This is a genomic window from Streptomyces sp. Root1304, assembly GCF_001426405.1.
In the GTDB taxonomy this organism is placed as follows: Bacteria; Actinomycetota; Actinomycetes; order Streptomycetales; family Streptomycetaceae; genus Streptomyces.
The window spans coordinates 104933-119724 of the sequence record NZ_LMEP01000025.1 but is presented as its reverse complement, the minus strand read 5'-3'; the positions used below and the strand labels follow the sequence as shown (position 1 = coordinate 119724).

General features: G+C 71.9%; 19 protein-coding genes. 17 read left to right on the top strand and 2 right to left on the bottom strand.

From position 1 onward, the window contains the following. Window positions 1-88: 88 nt before the first annotated feature. Window positions 89-820, bottom strand: a complete 732-nt coding sequence (locus ASD33_RS27195) for a methyltransferase domain-containing protein (RefSeq protein ID WP_056566055.1) — start codon at window positions 818-820, stop codon at window positions 89-91. 395 nt (window positions 821-1215) lie between these two features. Here ASD33_RS27195 and ASD33_RS27190 point away from each other — a divergent pair, with 395 nt between their 5' ends. From ASD33_RS27190 to ASD33_RS27110, 17 genes are all read left to right on the top strand, one after another. Further along, entirely contained in the window at window positions 1216-1809 is a 594-nt protein-coding gene (locus ASD33_RS27190; RefSeq protein WP_024755886.1) for a hypothetical protein, read from the top strand. 155 nt (window positions 1810-1964) lie between these two features. Continuing rightward, on the top strand, window positions 1965-2408 hold the full coding sequence (gene rpsP, locus ASD33_RS27185) for a 30S ribosomal protein S16 (protein ID WP_056566052.1): 444 nt from the start codon (window positions 1965-1967) through the stop codon (window positions 2406-2408). Window positions 2409-2410: 2 nt separating this feature from the next. Continuing rightward, the gene (locus ASD33_RS27180; RefSeq protein ID WP_056566048.1) at window positions 2411-2650 is read left to right on the top strand and encodes an RNA-binding protein; all 240 of its coding nucleotides are present in this window, start codon (window positions 2411-2413) and stop codon (window positions 2648-2650) included. Window positions 2651-2767: 117 nt separating this feature from the next. Then, window positions 2768-3325, top strand: coding sequence for a ribosome maturation factor RimM (gene rimM / locus ASD33_RS27175; protein ID WP_056566044.1), 558 nt, complete (start codon window positions 2768-2770; stop codon window positions 3323-3325). After that, on the top strand, window positions 3322-4143 hold the full coding sequence (gene trmD, locus ASD33_RS27170) for a tRNA (guanosine(37)-N1)-methyltransferase TrmD (protein WP_056566041.1): 822 nt from the start codon (window positions 3322-3324) through the stop codon (window positions 4141-4143). Before rimM ends, trmD begins: the two co-directional genes overlap by 4 nt. Window positions 4144-4271: 128 nt before the next feature. Then, entirely contained in the window at window positions 4272-4622 is a 351-nt protein-coding gene (gene rplS / locus ASD33_RS27165) for a 50S ribosomal protein L19 (protein ID WP_056566038.1), read from the top strand. A gap of 69 nt (window positions 4623-4691) precedes the next feature. Beyond that, window positions 4692-5483 carry a signal peptidase I gene (lepB, locus tag ASD33_RS27160; protein ID WP_056566035.1) on the top strand — a complete coding sequence of 264 codons (792 nt, stop codon included), beginning with the start codon at window positions 4692-4694 and terminating at the stop codon, window positions 5481-5483. Next, complete coding sequence (lepB, locus tag ASD33_RS27155; protein WP_056566033.1) at window positions 5476-6513, top strand: signal peptidase I; 1038 nt, start codon at window positions 5476-5478, stop codon at window positions 6511-6513. The genes lepB (ASD33_RS27160) and lepB (ASD33_RS27155) overlap by 8 nt, the downstream gene beginning before the upstream one ends. Continuing rightward, window positions 6434-7363 carry a signal peptidase I gene (gene lepB / locus ASD33_RS27150; RefSeq protein WP_056566030.1) on the top strand — a complete coding sequence of 310 codons (930 nt, stop codon included), beginning with the start codon at window positions 6434-6436 and terminating at the stop codon, window positions 7361-7363. The genes lepB (ASD33_RS27155) and lepB (ASD33_RS27150) overlap by 80 nt, the downstream gene beginning before the upstream one ends. 72 nt (window positions 7364-7435) lie before the next feature. Further along, complete coding sequence (lepB, locus tag ASD33_RS27145; RefSeq protein ID WP_056566027.1) at window positions 7436-8206, top strand: signal peptidase I; 771 nt, start codon at window positions 7436-7438, stop codon at window positions 8204-8206. Beyond that, a complete protein-coding gene (locus tag ASD33_RS27140) occupies window positions 8203-8742 on the top strand; it encodes an NUDIX hydrolase (RefSeq protein WP_056566023.1) in 540 nt (179 codons plus the stop codon). Before lepB (ASD33_RS27145) ends, ASD33_RS27140 begins: the two co-directional genes overlap by 4 nt. Before the next feature lie 55 nt (window positions 8743-8797). Then, entirely contained in the window at window positions 8798-9106 is a 309-nt protein-coding gene (locus ASD33_RS27135) for a DUF2469 domain-containing protein (RefSeq protein WP_005311352.1), read from the top strand. Window positions 9107-9216: 110 nt separating this feature from the next. Next, entirely contained in the window at window positions 9217-9582 is a 366-nt protein-coding gene (locus ASD33_RS27130; RefSeq protein WP_056566020.1) for a YraN family protein, read from the top strand. Window position 9583: 1 nt separating this feature from the next. After that, window positions 9584-11206 (top strand): YifB family Mg chelatase-like AAA ATPase, encoded by a 1623-nt coding sequence (locus ASD33_RS27125; RefSeq protein WP_056566017.1) that lies wholly within the window; start codon window positions 9584-9586, stop codon window positions 11204-11206. Then, on the top strand, window positions 11203-12432 hold the full coding sequence (gene dprA, locus ASD33_RS27120) for a DNA-processing protein DprA (protein ID WP_056566015.1): 1230 nt from the start codon (window positions 11203-11205) through the stop codon (window positions 12430-12432). Before ASD33_RS27125 ends, dprA begins: the two co-directional genes overlap by 4 nt. 242 nt (window positions 12433-12674) lie before the next feature. Further along, a complete protein-coding gene (gene whiG, locus ASD33_RS27115; RefSeq protein ID WP_041131468.1) occupies window positions 12675-13511 on the top strand; it encodes an RNA polymerase sigma factor WhiG in 837 nt (278 codons plus the stop codon). A gap of 71 nt (window positions 13512-13582) precedes the next feature. Beyond that, the gene (locus tag ASD33_RS27110) at window positions 13583-14131 is read left to right on the top strand and encodes a TetR/AcrR family transcriptional regulator (RefSeq protein WP_056567106.1); all 549 of its coding nucleotides are present in this window, start codon (window positions 13583-13585) and stop codon (window positions 14129-14131) included. A 49-nt stretch (window positions 14132-14180) separates the two neighbouring features. On the opposite strand, the gene ASD33_RS27105 is transcribed toward ASD33_RS27110, so the two are convergent. Continuing rightward, window positions 14181-14630, bottom strand: coding sequence for a M23 family metallopeptidase (locus ASD33_RS27105; RefSeq protein WP_056566012.1), 450 nt, complete (start codon window positions 14628-14630; stop codon window positions 14181-14183). Between the last annotated feature and the right edge of the window lie 162 nt (window positions 14631-14792).

Sequence of the window (14792 nt, the reverse complement as noted above, 5' to 3'; positions counted from 1 at the left end):
GAGACGAGGACCGAGGGGCCGGGGGAGGGGTCCGCCGCGAGGCTCGCGGTCTCCCGCCCGCCGGCCGGACGGCGGGCGCCCGCGCGGGCTACGGCACCCGGGCGACGACGTACCGGAATTCGTTCGGCATCCACACCGTGCCGTCCGCGCGCAGGTGCGGGGCGAGCGCCTCCTCGATCTCCTTCTCCACCTGGGCGAGCTCCGTCGCCCGGACCGCCTCGTCGAACGCGCCGGTCGACAGCAGCCCCCGCACCGCGCTGCCCCCGCTCGCGTACCCGAAGGGACAGGCCACCCGTCCCGAACCCGCCGGGTGCAGCCCCGCGGCCGCCACCAGCCCGTCCAGGTCGGCCCGGAACCCCCGCCGGGCGCCGCCGTCCGCGAGCCGTTCCGCGACCCGCAGCACCGGCTCCGTGGCACACCGCTCGGGCGGCCCCCAGCCCGCCAGCACGACCGCCGCACCGGACTGCGCCGAACGGGTGACGGCCAGCAGCTCAGGAAGGAGCCCGTCCGTCGCGTGGAAGGCCGTGATCACGTCGTACGGACCGGCCCCGGGCGGTTCCCCGCCGACCGCGACGCCCTCCGGGAGCCGCTCCCTGGCCAGCTCCACGCGCGCGTGGTCCCGGTCCGCGCCGGTGACCCGGGCGCCCCGTCCGGCCGCCATCAGGAGCGCGAGGCCCGAGCCGCAGCCGAGGCCCAGGACCCGGGAGCCGGCGCCCACGCCGAGGCGCTCGTACACCGCCTCGTAGAGCGGGACGAGCATCCGTTCCTGGATCTCGGCCCAGTCGCGCGCGGGGTGGTGCGGGACGAGCGTAGGTGTCATGGAAAAGCGCCCCAATCCGGGCTCGGACGACAGCCCCCCGTAGTCAGGGAACTGCGCATCCCGGGCCGCGTCCAGTGCTCGCGCCGCACCGATTCGCCCGGGGGAGCGGCCGGGGCGGGGGCGGTGCGCGCACCGCTCGCGCGGACCGGGTAATGTCCGTGCAAAGCTTCCCGGCCGGGCCCGGGAGCCGTACCCCCCGGGGCGCGCGCACCACGGCTGCACGCCGGAGCGTATGCGCCGGGTACGTACCAGCTTGACGTCCCCTGCGTGGCTTCTCCGCAGATCGACGCACTGGCCCTCGTCCCGACACATCAAGGGCAACTGACGGGTACGTGCAAAATATTTGGGATGCCCCGGAATGGAACCCGGGGGCACATCGGCTCGTTGTACGCGACGTGAGCACGACACCACCTGTTCTCGCCGCAGAGCTGGCACAGGCGTGGGCCGACATTCAGCGGCACCACCCCGAGCTGCCCGATCTTGCCGCGCCCGAGTCCCTGATCGGAGAGTCCTCGTCCGCCTGCGGCGCCGAGCTCTCCTTCGAACGACTGCTCCACGAGGCAGTCCACGGCATCGCCGCCGCCCGGGGTGTCCGCGACACCTCCCGCGCCGGCCGCTACCACAACCGCAGATTCCTCGCGATCGCCGAGGAGATGGGCCTCGACCACCCCGAGGAGCCACACGCCAGCAGCGGCTTCTCCCTGGTCACGCTCAACCCCGAGGCGAGGCGCCGCTACCGGCCCACCATCGAGCGGCTCCAGCGCGCCCTCAAGGCGCACACGGTCGCGACGGCGGCCGACACCAAGCGCTCCTTCCGGGGCCCGGCGGCCCGGCACGGATCCTCCGGCGGCGGCGTGCGCGTCAAGGCCGTCTGCGACTGCGGACGGAACGTGCGCGTGGTCCCGTCGGTGCTCGCCCAGGCCCCGATCGTCTGCGGCGGCTGCGGCAAGCCCTTCCGCATCCCGGAGACCGTGGGCGCCGCGAGCTGACCTCGCGGTGTGTGGCACAATGGCTAGCTGTACTCGACAGTCGCACAGGACCCCTCTCTCCTCCGGCTGACGCGTCCATCGGGCATCCGAGTACCGCAACCCCACGTGGCATCTCAAAGTGCCCAACCACGTCAAGACCAGGAGACACCACTCCAGTGGCAGTCAAGATCAAGCTCAAGCGCCTCGGCAAGATCCGCCAGCCGCACTACCGCATCGTCGTCGCCGACTCGCGCACCCGTCGTGACGGTCGCGCGATCGAGGAGATCGGCCTCTACCACCCGACGTACAACCCGTCGCGTATCGAGGTCGACTCCGAGCGTGCGCAGTACTGGCTGTCCGTCGGCGCCCAGCCGACCGAGCCGGTTCTCGCCATCCTGAAGCTCACGGGCGACTGGCAGAAGGCCAAGGGCCTCCCGGCCCCCGAGAAGGCCCTGCTCGTCCCCGCGACGAAGGAAGCCAAGCGCGCCTCGTTCGACGAGTTCGCGAAGGCCCTCGAGGGCGGCGACGACAAGGGTGAGGCCATCACCCCGAAGGCCAAGAAGGCCGACAAGAAGGCGGACGAGGCCGAGGCCACGTCCACCGAGTCGACCGAGGCCTGATCATGCTCGAGGAGGCTCTCGAGCACCTCGTGAAGGGCATCGTCGAAAACCCCGACGACGTGCAGGTCGCCTCGCGCAACCTGCGCCGTGGCCGCGTCCTGGAAGTCCGGGTCCACCCGGACGACCTCGGCAAGGTGATCGGCCGCAACGGCCGCACCGCGCGCGCGCTGCGTACCGTCGTGGGCGCCATCGGCGGACGTGGCATCCGAGTCGACCTCGTCGACGTGGACCAGGTCCGCTGAGCAGGCCGGCAGCATCACCTCAGTAGTGCCGGCACGGGCCGGGGAGGGCTTACGAGCCCACCCCGGCCCGTTGTCGTTTCGCGTCGTACGAGCTGTGTGACAGGAGAGTGTGGAGCAGTGCAGTTGGTAGTCGCGCGGATCGGCCGCGCCCACGGAATCAAGGGCGAGGTCACCGTCGAGGTGCGCACGGACGAGCCCGAACTCAGGCTCGGCCCCGGAGCCGTGCTGCGCACCGACCCGGCCTCCGCCGGGCCGCTGACCATCGAGTCCGGCAAGGTCCACAGCGGAAAGCTGTTGCTGCGCTTCGAGGGCGTCCGCGACCGCAATGCCGCCGAGGCGCTGCGCAACACCCTCCTCATCGCCGAGATCGACCCCACGGAGCTGCCCGAGGAGGAGGACGAGTACTACGACCACCAGCTGATGGACCTCGACGTCGTCCTCGCCGACGGCACCGAGATCGGCCGGATCACCGAGATCTCCCACCTGCCGTCCCAGGACCTCTTCATCGTCGAGCGCCCCGACGGCACCGAGCTGATGATCCCGTTCGTCGAGTCGATCGTCACCGAGATCGACCTGGAGGAGCAGCGGGCCGTCATCGACCCGCCGCCCGGCCTGATCGACGACCGCGCCGAGATCGTCTCCACGCGCGACGCCGAGCAGGGTGACGACGCATGAGGCTCGACGTCGTCACGATCTTCCCCGAGTACCTCGAACCGCTGAACGTCTCCCTCGTCGGCAAGGCACGCGCGCGCGGACAGCTCGACGTCCACGTCCACGACCTGCGCGACTGGACGTACGACCGGCACAACACCGTCGACGACACCCCGTACGGCGGCGGCCCCGGCATGGTCATGAAGACCGACCCCTGGGGCGACGCGCTCGACCAGACCCTCGCCGACGGCTACGAGAACGGCGCCCACGGACCCGTCCTCGTCGTTCCCACCCCCAGCGGCCGCCCCTTCACCCAGGAGCTGGCCGTCGAGCTGTCCGAGCGGCCCTGGCTGATCTTCACCCCGGCCCGCTACGAGGGCATCGACCGCCGGGTCATGGACGAGTACGCGACCCGGATGCCGGTCTACGAGGTCTCCATCGGCGACTACGTCCTGGCCGGCGGCGAGGCCGCCGTCCTCGTCGTCACCGAGGCCGTCGCCCGCCTCCTGCCCGGTGTCCTCGGCAACGCCGAGTCCCACCGCGACGACTCCTTCGCCCCCGGGGCCATGGCCAACCTCCTGGAAGGCCCCGTCTACACCAAGCCCCCCGAGTGGCGCGGCCGGGGCATCCCCGACGTCCTCCTCAGCGGACACCACGGCAAGATCGCCCGCTGGCGGCGCGACGAGGCCTTCCGCCGCACGGCGGCCCACCGGCCCGACCTCATCGAGCGCTGCAACCCCGCGGCCTTCGACAAGAAGGACCGCGAGATCCTCTCCATGATGGGCTGGGCACCCGACCCGAGCGGCCGATTTTGGCGCAGGGTCCACGCCGTGGAAGAATAGGCCGCTGTCGTCCGTCCGGCGCGCGCCCCTGCCACAGGGGGAACGACGCCGCCAGGAACGGACGAACATCCGAATCACTTCGAACGTACCGCTGATGACCTGTGGCATCAGCGAGGAAAGAGACCTCCATGGCCTCCCTGCTCGACCAGGTCAACGCGGCCGCGCTCCGCTCCGACCTCCCCTCCTTCCGCCCCGGCGACACCGTGAACGTCCACGTGCGCGTCATCGAAGGCAACCGCTCCCGCATCCAGCAGTTCAAGGGTGTCGTCATCCGCCGCCAGGGCTCGGGCGTCAGCGAGACCTTCACGGTCCGCAAGGTCTCGTTCTCCGTCGGCGTCGAGCGCACCTTCCCGGTGAACAGCCCGATCTTCGAGAAGATCGAGCTCGTCACCCGCGGTGACGTCCGTCGCGCGAAGCTCTACTACCTCCGCGAGCTGCGCGGCAAGGCCGCCAAGATCAAGGAGAAGCGCGACCGCTGAGCCTCGGCTCCCGGCACGCTCGACGCTTCCGAGCCCTCGCACAGGCAGGCCGGATAGGCTCTGCCACCGATGGACACCGAAGCACAGCACACGGAGCGCGACCCCTCTTCCGGCACGGATTCGTCCGGCACGGAGGAAGGGTCGCGCTCCGCGCGCGTTCCCGAGGATTCCAGGACCCCGGTGTCCTGGCGGCGCACGGCCTTCGTCGGCGGCGCCTGCGTGGCCTTCCTGCTCCTCCTGAGCCACTTCGTACTGCAGCCCTTCCTGATCCCCAGCGGATCCATGGAACCGACCCTCCAGGTCGGCGACCGCATCCTGGTCAACAAGCTGGCGTACCGTTTCGGCAATGAGCCCCGGCGAGGCGACGTCGTCGTCTTCGACGGCACCGCCTCCTTCGTACGGGAACAGTCCCCGGGCAACCCCGTCACCGGCCTCCTCCACGACGGCGCCGCCGCCCTCGGTCTCGCCGAACCCGACGAGACCGACTTCGTGAAGCGGGTCGTCGGCACCGGCGGCGACCGGGTGGTCTGCTGCGACAAGGACAGCCGCCTCACCGTCAACGGCGTCCCCGTCCAGGAGCGCTACCTCATGCCCGGCGACCAGCCGTCCAGCGTCGCCTTCGACATCGTCGTCCCGCAGGACAGGCTCTGGGTCATGGGCGACCACCGCAGCCAGTCCAGTGACTCCCGCGACCACCTCGGCGACCCCGGCGGCGGCATGGTCCCCGTCGACAAGGTCGTCGGCCGCGCCGACTGGATCGCCTGGCCCTTCGGCCGCTGGTCCACCGTGGCCGGGACGAAGGCCTTCGACGCCGTACCGGCCGCGCCGGCCGGCGGACACGGGGCGGGGGCCCATGGGTAGCCGGGGACGGCCGCCCGGCGGAACCGGCCACGGCCCCGACCAGGGCACCGGCCAGGCCCTGCCGGGACGCGCCGAACGGCGCAGGCTCGCCCGCAAGGTCAAGCGGCGGCGGCAGCGCTCCGCACTCCGCGAGATCCCCGTCCTCGTCACCGTGGCCGTCCTCATCGCGCTCGTCCTCAAGACCTTCCTGGTCCAGGCGTTCGTCATCCCCTCCGGCTCCATGGAACAGACGATCCGCATCTCCGACCGGGTCCTCGTCGACAAGCTCACCCCCTGGTTCGGCTCCCGGCCCCAGCGCGGCGACGTCGTCGTCTTCAAGGACCCCGGCAACTGGCTCCAGCAGGAGGCCACCCCGCCCGCCGACGACCCCGTGGGCATCAAGCAGGCCAAACAGGCGCTCACCTTCATCGGGCTGCTGCCCTCGGCCGACGACCGGGACCTGATCAAGCGGGTCGTCGCCGTCGGCGGAGACACCGTCCGCTGCTGCGGCGAGGACGGGCGGCTCACCGTCAACGGCGTACCGCTGGACGAGCCCTACCTGCACCCGGGGAACCCGCCGTCCACCATCCCCTTCGAGGTGAAGGTCCCCGAGGGCCGGATCTTCGTCCTCGGCGACCACCGCTCCGACTCGGCCGACTCCCGGTTCCACCTCGACGAGAAGGACCACGGCACCGTCTCCGAGGAGCAGGTCGTGGGGCGCGCGGTGGTGATCGCCTGGCCCGTCGGGCACTGGCGGCGCCTGGAGGAACGGTCGACCTTCGACGCCGTACCGGACGCCAGTGCGAGTTCCGAGTCCGCGCTCGGTCTGTCGCATAGTGTGTCCCAGCGGAATCTGAACGGATTCACCGGGCTCCCGACCCCTGCGGAACTTCTGCTCGTTATGGGAGTGGTGGGCCTGTCCCTGACCCGGGGCGGGCGTTCGCACGGACTGAGGAGTGGATGTGGGGGATTTGGCCGTCGGCGCACGATCCGGACACGATGGGCCCGACAAGGGGGCCGACGGGGCCTTCGGCGAGGACACGACGGGTGACGACGTGACGGGTGACGAGCAGACGCAGCCGCCGGGCGGCGACGCACCGGGCGGCGACGACGCGGCGGGCGGGTCCGGCAGGACCCCGAAGAAGCAGCGTTCCTTCTGGAAGGAACTGCCCCTCCTCGTCGGCATCGCGCTCGTACTCGCCCTGCTGATCAAGACCTTCCTGGTACAGGCGTTCTCGATCCCCTCGGAATCGATGATGAACACGCTCGTCAAGGGCGACCGGGTCCTCGTCGACAAACTCACGCCCTGGTTCGGCTCCGAGCCCGAGCGCGGCGAAGTCGTCGTCTTCCACGACCCGGGCGGCTGGCTCGAAGGCCAGGACACGCCCACGCCGAACGTCGTCCAGAAGTTCCTCAGCTTCATCGGCCTCATGCCGTCCGCCGAGGAGAAGGACCTCATCAAGCGCGTCATCGCCGTCGGCGGCGACACCGTCTCCTGCAAGGAGGGCGGCAAGGTCGTCCTCAACGGCGTGGCCCTGGACGAGACCTCGTACCTCTACCCCGGCTCCGTCCCCTGCCAGGACTCCTTCGGCCCGATCAAGGTCCCCGAGGGCCGCATCTGGGTCATGGGCGACAACCGCCAGAACTCCCTGGACTCCCGCTTCCACCAGCAGCTCCCCGGTGGCGGCACGGTCTCCAACGACGAGGTCGTCGGCCGCGCCGTGGTGATCGCCTGGCCCGTCACCCGCTGGGCCACCCTCCCGGTGCCCGACATCTTCGACCAGCCCGGCCTCAACCAGGCCATGACCGCCGCCCCCGTCGGCGCGGCCGGCCTCGCCGGGGCGCTCCCGCTGGTGCTGTGGCGCCGGAAGAAGCTCGCCGCCCGGCATACCGCCGAGTAGCGACCCGCGGGTAGGGTGCCGTCCCGGACGGTCGACGGACCACCGTCCGTCACCGAACCACGGGGTGCCCACATGAGCGGAAACATACGGACGAAGGGCGGCCGCGGCCGCCTCGGCAGCACGCTGTCGGGGCTGTCCGTGGCCGTCGGCTGTGTGCTCTTCCTCGGCGGATTCGGCTGGGGAGCCCTGCTCTACCAGCCGTACACCATCCCCTCGCAGTCCATGACCCCCACGCTCGACGTCGGCTCCCGCGTCCTCGCCCAGCGCGTGGACGGCGACGAGGTGCGGCGCGGCGACGTCGTGGTCTTCCGCGACCCCCTCTGGGGCGACGCCCCCATGGTGAAGCGGGTCGCGGGCATCGGCGGCGACACCGTCGCCTGCTGCGACCGGGACGGCCGCCTCACCGTCAACGGCACCCCCGTCGACGAGCCCTACGTCGAGCCCGGACCCGAAGGCCGCGTCACCGCCTCCGACAAGGCGTTCACCGTCACCGTCCCCGCGGACAGCCTCTTCCTCCTCGGCGACGACCGGCACCTGTCCCTCGACTCCCGCTCCCACCTGGAGGAGGCCGGACAGGGCTCCGTGCCCCGCTCCACGGTCACCGGCAGGGTCGACGCCGTCGTCTGGCCCGCCAAGGGCCTCCTGGACCGCCCCACGGGCTTCGCCGCCCTCCCCGGCGGCACCTCCGAACCCGGGCCCGTACGCCTCCTCCTCACCGCGATCGTCCTCGGCGCCCTCCTGATCATGCTCGGCGCCGCGTACGGACCGGTGGCAGGCTTCCTCACGAAGCGCCGCCGCCCGACGGGGCCGCGCGGCGGGCGACGCGAGAGGGTGGGGACATGACGGAATCGACGGCGGGGGCCGAGACGAAGGCGACCGGGGCGGGGTCCGTTCTGCGGCGGCGGGTCGCGCGCGTCGTGCTCCTCGACCCCGACGACCGCGTCCTGCTGATGCACGGTCACGAGCCCGACGACCCGGACGACACCTGGTGGTTCACCCCCGGCGGCGGCCTGGAGGGCGACGAGACCCACGAACAGGCCGCCCTGCGGGAGCTCGCCGAGGAGACCGGCATCACCGAGGTCGACCTCGGACCCGTCCTCTGGAAGCGGTACTGCTCCTTCCCCTTCGACGGACACCGCTGGGACCAGGACGAGTGGTACTACCTCGCCCGCACCCGCGGAACGGAGACCGCACCCCGGCCACAGGCCCTCACCGAACTGGAGACCCGCAGCGTCGCGGGCCTGAGATGGTGGACCTCCGCCGAACTGTCGGCGGCCCATGAGACGGTGTACCCGACCAGACTCGCCGAGCTGCTCCGCACGCTGCTCGACGAGGGACCTCCGAGTGCCCCGGTGGTTCTCGCCCCGGAAATCGTTTAGGGGCGCGTCCGCCTGGCGCACAATAGGGGGACGCACGGCTGAAGGGGAACATGCCATGAGCGCCGAGGACCTCGAGAAGTACGAGACCGAGATGGAGCTGAAGCTCTACCGGGAGTACCGCGATGTCGTCGGGCTGTTCAAATACGTGATCGAGACCGAGCGGCGCTTCTACCTCACCAACGACTACGAGATGCAGGTGCACTCGGTCCAGGGCGAGGTCTTCTTCGAAGTCAGCATGGCCGACGCCTGGGTCTGGGACATGTACCGGCCGGCCAGGTTCGTCAAGCAGGTCCGCGTCCTCACCTTCAAGGACGTGAACATCGAGGAGCTCAACAAGAGCGACCTCGAACTGCCCGGCAGCTGAACCCGCCTCACCCCCACGGGTGAGCGAGTTCTCCACAGCCACCGGCCCGTCCACAGCGCCACACGCGATCCACCACCATCCGTCACAGTCAGTGACGGAGGTGGTGCCGCATGAACAAGACCCAGGCACTCGGACGGTACGGAGAAGAGCTCGCGACCCGCCGGCTCACCGCGACCGGCATGTACATCCTCGCCCGCAACTGGCGCTGCGGCCGGACCGGCGAGATCGACATCGTCGCCCGCGACGGCGACACCCTCGTCATCTGCGAGGTCAAGACCCGCCGCCACGGCGGCTACGAAGACCCCATGGCCGCCGTCACACCCCGCAAGGCCGAACGGCTCCGCCGCCTCGCCGCCTGCTGGCTCGACCGCCACGACACCCCCGCCCCCCACGGCGGCATCCGCATCGACCTCATCGGCATCGTCCTGCCCCACCGCGGCGCCCCCGTCCTCACCCACGCCCAGGGGGTGGCCTGAGATGGGATTCGCCCGCACCTGCTCCGTCGCCCTCCTCGGCGTCGAAGGCGTCGTCGTCGAAGTGCAGGCCGACCTCGAACCGGGCGTCGCCGCCTTCACCCTCGTCGGACTCCCCGACAAGAGCCTCACCGAAAGCCGCGACCGCGTCCGCGCCGCCGTCGTCAACTCCGGCGCCGAATGGCCCCAGAAGAAACTGACCGTCGGACTCAGCCCCGCCTCCGTCCCCAAGAGCGGATCCGGATTCGACCTCGCCGTCGCGGCCGCCACCCTCGGCGCCGCCGAACGCATCGACCCACGCGCCATCGCCGACCTCGTCCTCATCGGCGAACTCGGACTCGACGGCCGCGTCCGCCCCGTCCGCGGCATCCTGCCCGCCGTCCTCGCCGCCGCCGACGCCGGCTACCACCAGGTCGTCGTACCCGAACAGACCGCCGGCGAGGCCTCCCTCGTCCCCGGAATCTCCGTCCTCGGCGTCCGCACCCTCCGCCAGCTCATCGCCGTCCTCACCGACGAACCCGTCCCCGAGGAGGAACCCACCGAAGAGGGCCGCCCCGACGCCATGCTCGCCGGACTCCTCCTCCCCGGCGCCGGACTCGGCACCGGACTCACCACCGGCCCCGGCGACCCCACCGAAGGCCCCGACCTCGCCGACGTCGCAGGCCAGCACCGCGCCCGCCGCGCCCTCGAAGTCGCCGCCGCCGGCAGCCACCACCTGCTGCTCTCCGGACCACCCGGCGCCGGAAAGACCATGCTGGCCGAACGACTCCCCGGCATCCTCCCGCCCCTCACCCGACAGGAATCCCTCGAAGTCACCGCCGTCCACTCCGTCGCCGGCATCCTCCCGCCCGGCGAACCCCTCGTCCGCCGCGCCCCCTACTGCGCACCCCACCACTCCGCCACCATGCAGTCCCTGGTCGGCGGCGGAAACGGCCTCCCCAGGCCCGGCGCGGTCTCCCTCGCTCACCGGGGCATCCTCTTCCTGGACGAAGCCCCCGAGTTCTCCGGCAAGGCACTCGACGCCCTCCGCCAGCCCCTCGAATCCGGGCACGTCGTCATCGCCCGCGCCGCCGGAGTCGTACGCCTCCCCGCCCGCTTCCTCCTCGCCCTCGCCGCCAACCCCTGCCCCTGCGGACGCCACACCCTGCACGGCGCCGGCTGCGAATGCCCCGCCGCCCTCGTCCGCCGCTACCAGGCCCGCCTCTCCGGACCCCTCCTCGACCGCGTCGACCTACGGGTCGAAGTCGAACCCGTCACCCGCGCCGACCTCCTCGGCCAGGGCGGCCGGGGCGAGAACACCGCCACCGTCGCCGAACGCGTCCGCGACGCCCGCGACCGCGCCGCCACCCGCCTCGCCGACACCCCCTGGACCGTCAACAGCGAGATCCCCGGACACGAACTCCGCACCCGCTACCACGCGGCCTCCGGCGCCCTCGCCGAAGCCGAACGCGACATCGAACGAGGCCTCCTCACCGCCCGCGGCCTCGACCGCGTACTCCGCGTCGCCTGGACCGTCGCCGACCTCGCGGGACACGACCGCCCCGACCGCCAGGACATCGCCCTCGCCCTCGAACTGCGCACCGGCATCGCCCGCGGCGTGCCCGTCGGAGCGGGGGAGCGCGCATGACCACCGGCGCCACCACCGACGAACACCGGGCCCGCGCCGTCCTCAGCCGCACCGTCGAACCCGGCGACGAACACGCGGGCCGCTGGCTCCGCCACTACGGAGCCACGGGCTTCGTCGACCGCCTGCTGGGAACGCCGGAGACCACGGCGGCCACCGACCGTGGAGGGATCGGCGCCGACCCCCTTCCCCGGACCGGCGACTTCAGCGCCGACCCCTTCCCCGGGACCGGGGGCAAACGCGTCGCGTCCTGGCGTCTCCGCGCCACCGCCGCCGACCCCGACCGGGACCTCGACACCATCCACCGGCTCGGCGGACGCCTCGTCGTCCCCGGCGACACCGAATGGCCCCGTCAACTCGACGACCTCGGAGACACCCGCCCCATCGGCCTGTGGGTCAGAGGCCCCGCCGACCTGCGCACCTGGGCCCTCCGCTCCGTCGCCCTGGTCGGCGCCCGCGCCTGCACCCCGTACGGCGCCCACACCGCCGCCGACCTCGCCACCGGCCTCGCCCGCCACGGCTGGGTCGTCGTCTCCGGAGCCGCCTACGGCATCGACGGCGCCGCACACCGGGGAGCCCTCGCCGCAGGCGGCGCCACCGTCGCCGTACTCGCCTGCGGGGTCGACACCCCCTACCCCCGCGGCCACGACCAGCTCATCCGGCGCATCGCCGAACAAGGCCTGGTCGTAGGCGAGTTGCCACCCGACAGCCACCCCACCCCGAGCCGCTTCATCCTCCGCAACCGCGTCATCGCCGCCCTCACCCGCGGCACCGTCGTCATCGAGGCACAGCACCGCAGCGGCTCCCTCGTCACCGCCCGCGCCGCCACCCGCCTCGGCCGCCACACGATGGGCGTCCCAGGACCGGTGACCAGCGCACTCTCCGCAGGGGTCCACGAACTCCTGCGCGGTGAGGCCACCCTCGTCACCGACGCCGACGAGATCGTCGAACTCGTCGGAGACATGGGACAGCTCGCACCGACGCGCCGAGGACCCGTTCTCCCCCGCGACCTCCTCGCCCCCGCCGCGAAACGCGTCCTCGAAGCGCTCCCCGCACGCGGACCCACCCCCGCGACCGTCATCGCCCGTCGCGCCGGAACCACCCCGGACGACACCCTCGCCAGGCTGTACGAACTCCACTCCCTCGGCTTCGTCGAACGGCGCGGCGAGGGCTGGCAGTTGACGAACACCGCGACACCCGGGTCGAACGCGCGGCGAGGCGGTCCTTGACCTGGAGCATTCGGGTGAAAGGGTGATGCCGATGAACAATCGAGTTCTCTCGGCCGCACCCGAGGGGCCGACGCGCGCCACGGCCCGGGTTCGAAGATGTGGCCGACGGCGTCCACCCGGAGCGGCGCGATCCGCCGATGTTCGCTCACCGCTACCGCGCACTCACGCTACGCTCACCAGGATTCCCCCCAGGACACCCAACACATCTCCACACCCGACAGCAGAACGGCTCAAGGCAACGCATGCCCCAGCACACCTCCGGGTCTGACCGCGCTGCGGTGCCCCCAGCAGCCCGGGGCACCGTGCGACCACCCGCACCGACCTCCCTCGACGAACTGTGGCGGTCGTACAAGGACACGGGAGACGAGCGACTGCGGGAGCAGCTGATCCTGCACTACTCGCCGCTCGTCAAATACGTCGCCGGACGCGTCAGCGTCGGCCTCCCGTCCAACGTGGAGCAGGCCGACTTCGTCTCCTCCGGGGTCTTCGGCCTCATCGACGCCATCGAGAAGTTCGACGTCGAGCGCGCCATCAAGTTCGAGACGTACGCCATCACCCGCATCCGCGGCGCCATGATCGACGAACTCCGCGCCCTGGACTGGATCCCGCGCTCCGTCCGCCAGAAGGCCCGCAACGTCGAGCGCGCCTACGCCACCCTCGAAGCCCAGCTCCGGCGCACCCCCTCCGAGAGCGAGGTCGCCGCGGAGATGGAGATCACGCTGGAGGAACTGCACGCGGTTTTCAGCCAGTTGTCCCTGGCGAACGTGGTGGCCCTGGAAGAGCTCCTGCACGTCGGCGGCGAGGGCGGCGACCGGCTCTCCCTGATGGACACCCTGGAGGACACGGCCGCCGACAACCCCGTCGAGGTCGCCGAGGACCGCGAGCTGCGCCGGCTGCTGGCCCGCGCCATCAACACCCTCCCCGAGCGGGAGAAGACCGTCGTCACCCTCTACTACTACGAGGGCCTCACCCTGGCGGAGATCGGCCACGTCCTCGGTGTCACCGAGAGCCGCGTCAGCCAGATCCACACCAAGTCCGTGCTCCAGCTCCGCGCCAAGCTGGCCGACGTCGGACGCTGACCGGCGCCGGCCGGTCGTACAGTGGAGCCGTGCCCAGGATTCGAGCGGCCTCCGTGGCCGAGCACCGGACGATGCAGCGCGGCGCCCTCCTGGACGCCGCGCGTTCCCTGCTGTCCGAGGGCGGTACGGAGGCGCTGACCTTCCCCGCACTCGCCGAGCGCACGGGCCTCGCCCGTTCCTCGGTGTACGAGTACTTCCGATCGCGCGCGGCCGTCGTCGAAGAGCTGTGCGCCGTCGACTTCCCCGTCTGGGCCGCCGAGGTCGAGACCGCGATGGACGCCGCGGCCACCCCCGAGGGCAAGGTCGAGGCGTACGTCCGCACACAGCTGGAACTGGTCGGGGACCGGCGCCACCGCGCGGTCGTCGCCATCTCGGCGAGCGAACTCGACGACGGCGCCCGTGAGAAGATCCGCGCCGCCCACGGCGGCCTCGTCGCGATGATCGTCGAAGCCCTCGCCGCCCTCGGCCAACTTCAGCCCCGACTGGGCGCCATGCTCCTCCAGGGCGTCGTCGACGCCGCCGTCCGCCGCATCGAACTCGGCGCGGCCGAGAACCCGACGGAGATCGCCGAGGCGGCGGTCGCGATGGCACTCCACGGGGTGGGCGGCTCCCCGGCCTGAAGTCTCGGCCAGGGGGGCTTCCCCCTCCCCCTCCCCCTCCCCTTCGTCGTCAGTTTCTGAGGGGGAGCAGGCGTGACGGGGCTCGTTTCGTCAGGAGGAGGGGGTTCAGGTACTGGGTGCCCCGGAGGAGGCCCCAGTGGAGGCAGGTCGTCGGGCAGTGGGGGCCTTCGGTGACCCGGGCGATCGGGGTGCCGGCCGGGACCCGGGTGCCGGTGGGTACCAGGGGGGTCACCGGGGTGAAGGTCGTGCGGAGCGGGGGTGTGCCCGTGCCGGGGAGGGTGAGGGTGACGGCGCCGTGGCCGCCGACCGGGCCCGCGAAGGTGAGGGTGCCGGCGGTGGGGGCGAGGACCGGGGTGCCGGGGGCCGCGGCGAGGTCGACGCCGCGGTGGCCGGCGGCGTACGGGCCGGGTGGGGGCTGCCAGCCGCGGAGGATCTCGGGCGGTGGCGGGCCCACGGGCCACAGGAGCCCGACGGTGAGGATCAGGGTCATCAGGTGCATGGGGAAAGGCTCCCCGGGTGGGGCGGTTCGTGGGGGTCGCGGGCGGTATCTGTGGACTACCGGCCGGTTGTGGACAGTGCCGTCACCCGTCGCTCCCGGGGTCCCGTACACTTCTCTTGGCGACCCGGGTCACCGGGTCGACTTCGCACGCCCCGCCACTGC

Coding starts and splice junctions, on each gene's coding strand:
- lepB (WP_056566027.1), top strand. CDS start 7,436: ATGAGCGGAAACATACGGACGAAGGGCGGCCGCGGCCGCCTCGGCAGC.
- ASD33_RS27130 (WP_056566020.1), top strand. CDS start 9,217: ATGAACAAGACCCAGGCACTCGGACGGTACGGAGAAGAGCTCGCGACC.
- lepB (WP_056566033.1), top strand. CDS start 5,476: ATGGGTAGCCGGGGACGGCCGCCCGGCGGAACCGGCCACGGCCCCGAC.
- ASD33_RS27105 (WP_056566012.1), bottom strand. CDS start 14,630: ATGCACCTGATGACCCTGATCCTCACCGTCGGGCTCCTGTGGCCCGTG.
- ASD33_RS27180 (WP_056566048.1), top strand. CDS start 2,411: ATGCTCGAGGAGGCTCTCGAGCACCTCGTGAAGGGCATCGTCGAAAAC.
- trmD (WP_056566041.1), top strand. CDS start 3,322: ATGAGGCTCGACGTCGTCACGATCTTCCCCGAGTACCTCGAACCGCTG.
- whiG (WP_041131468.1), top strand. CDS start 12,675: ATGCCCCAGCACACCTCCGGGTCTGACCGCGCTGCGGTGCCCCCAGCA.
- ASD33_RS27110 (WP_056567106.1), top strand. CDS start 13,583: ATGCAGCGCGGCGCCCTCCTGGACGCCGCGCGTTCCCTGCTGTCCGAG.
- rplS (WP_056566038.1), top strand. CDS start 4,272: ATGGCCTCCCTGCTCGACCAGGTCAACGCGGCCGCGCTCCGCTCCGAC.
- ASD33_RS27195 (WP_056566055.1), bottom strand. CDS start 820: ATGACACCTACGCTCGTCCCGCACCACCCCGCGCGCGACTGGGCCGAG.
- dprA (WP_056566015.1), top strand. CDS start 11,203: ATGACCACCGGCGCCACCACCGACGAACACCGGGCCCGCGCCGTCCTC.
- ASD33_RS27140 (WP_056566023.1), top strand. CDS start 8,203: ATGACGGAATCGACGGCGGGGGCCGAGACGAAGGCGACCGGGGCGGGG.
- ASD33_RS27125 (WP_056566017.1), top strand. CDS start 9,584: ATGGGATTCGCCCGCACCTGCTCCGTCGCCCTCCTCGGCGTCGAAGGC.
- lepB (WP_056566035.1), top strand. CDS start 4,692: ATGGACACCGAAGCACAGCACACGGAGCGCGACCCCTCTTCCGGCACG.
- ASD33_RS27135 (WP_005311352.1), top strand. CDS start 8,798: ATGAGCGCCGAGGACCTCGAGAAGTACGAGACCGAGATGGAGCTGAAG.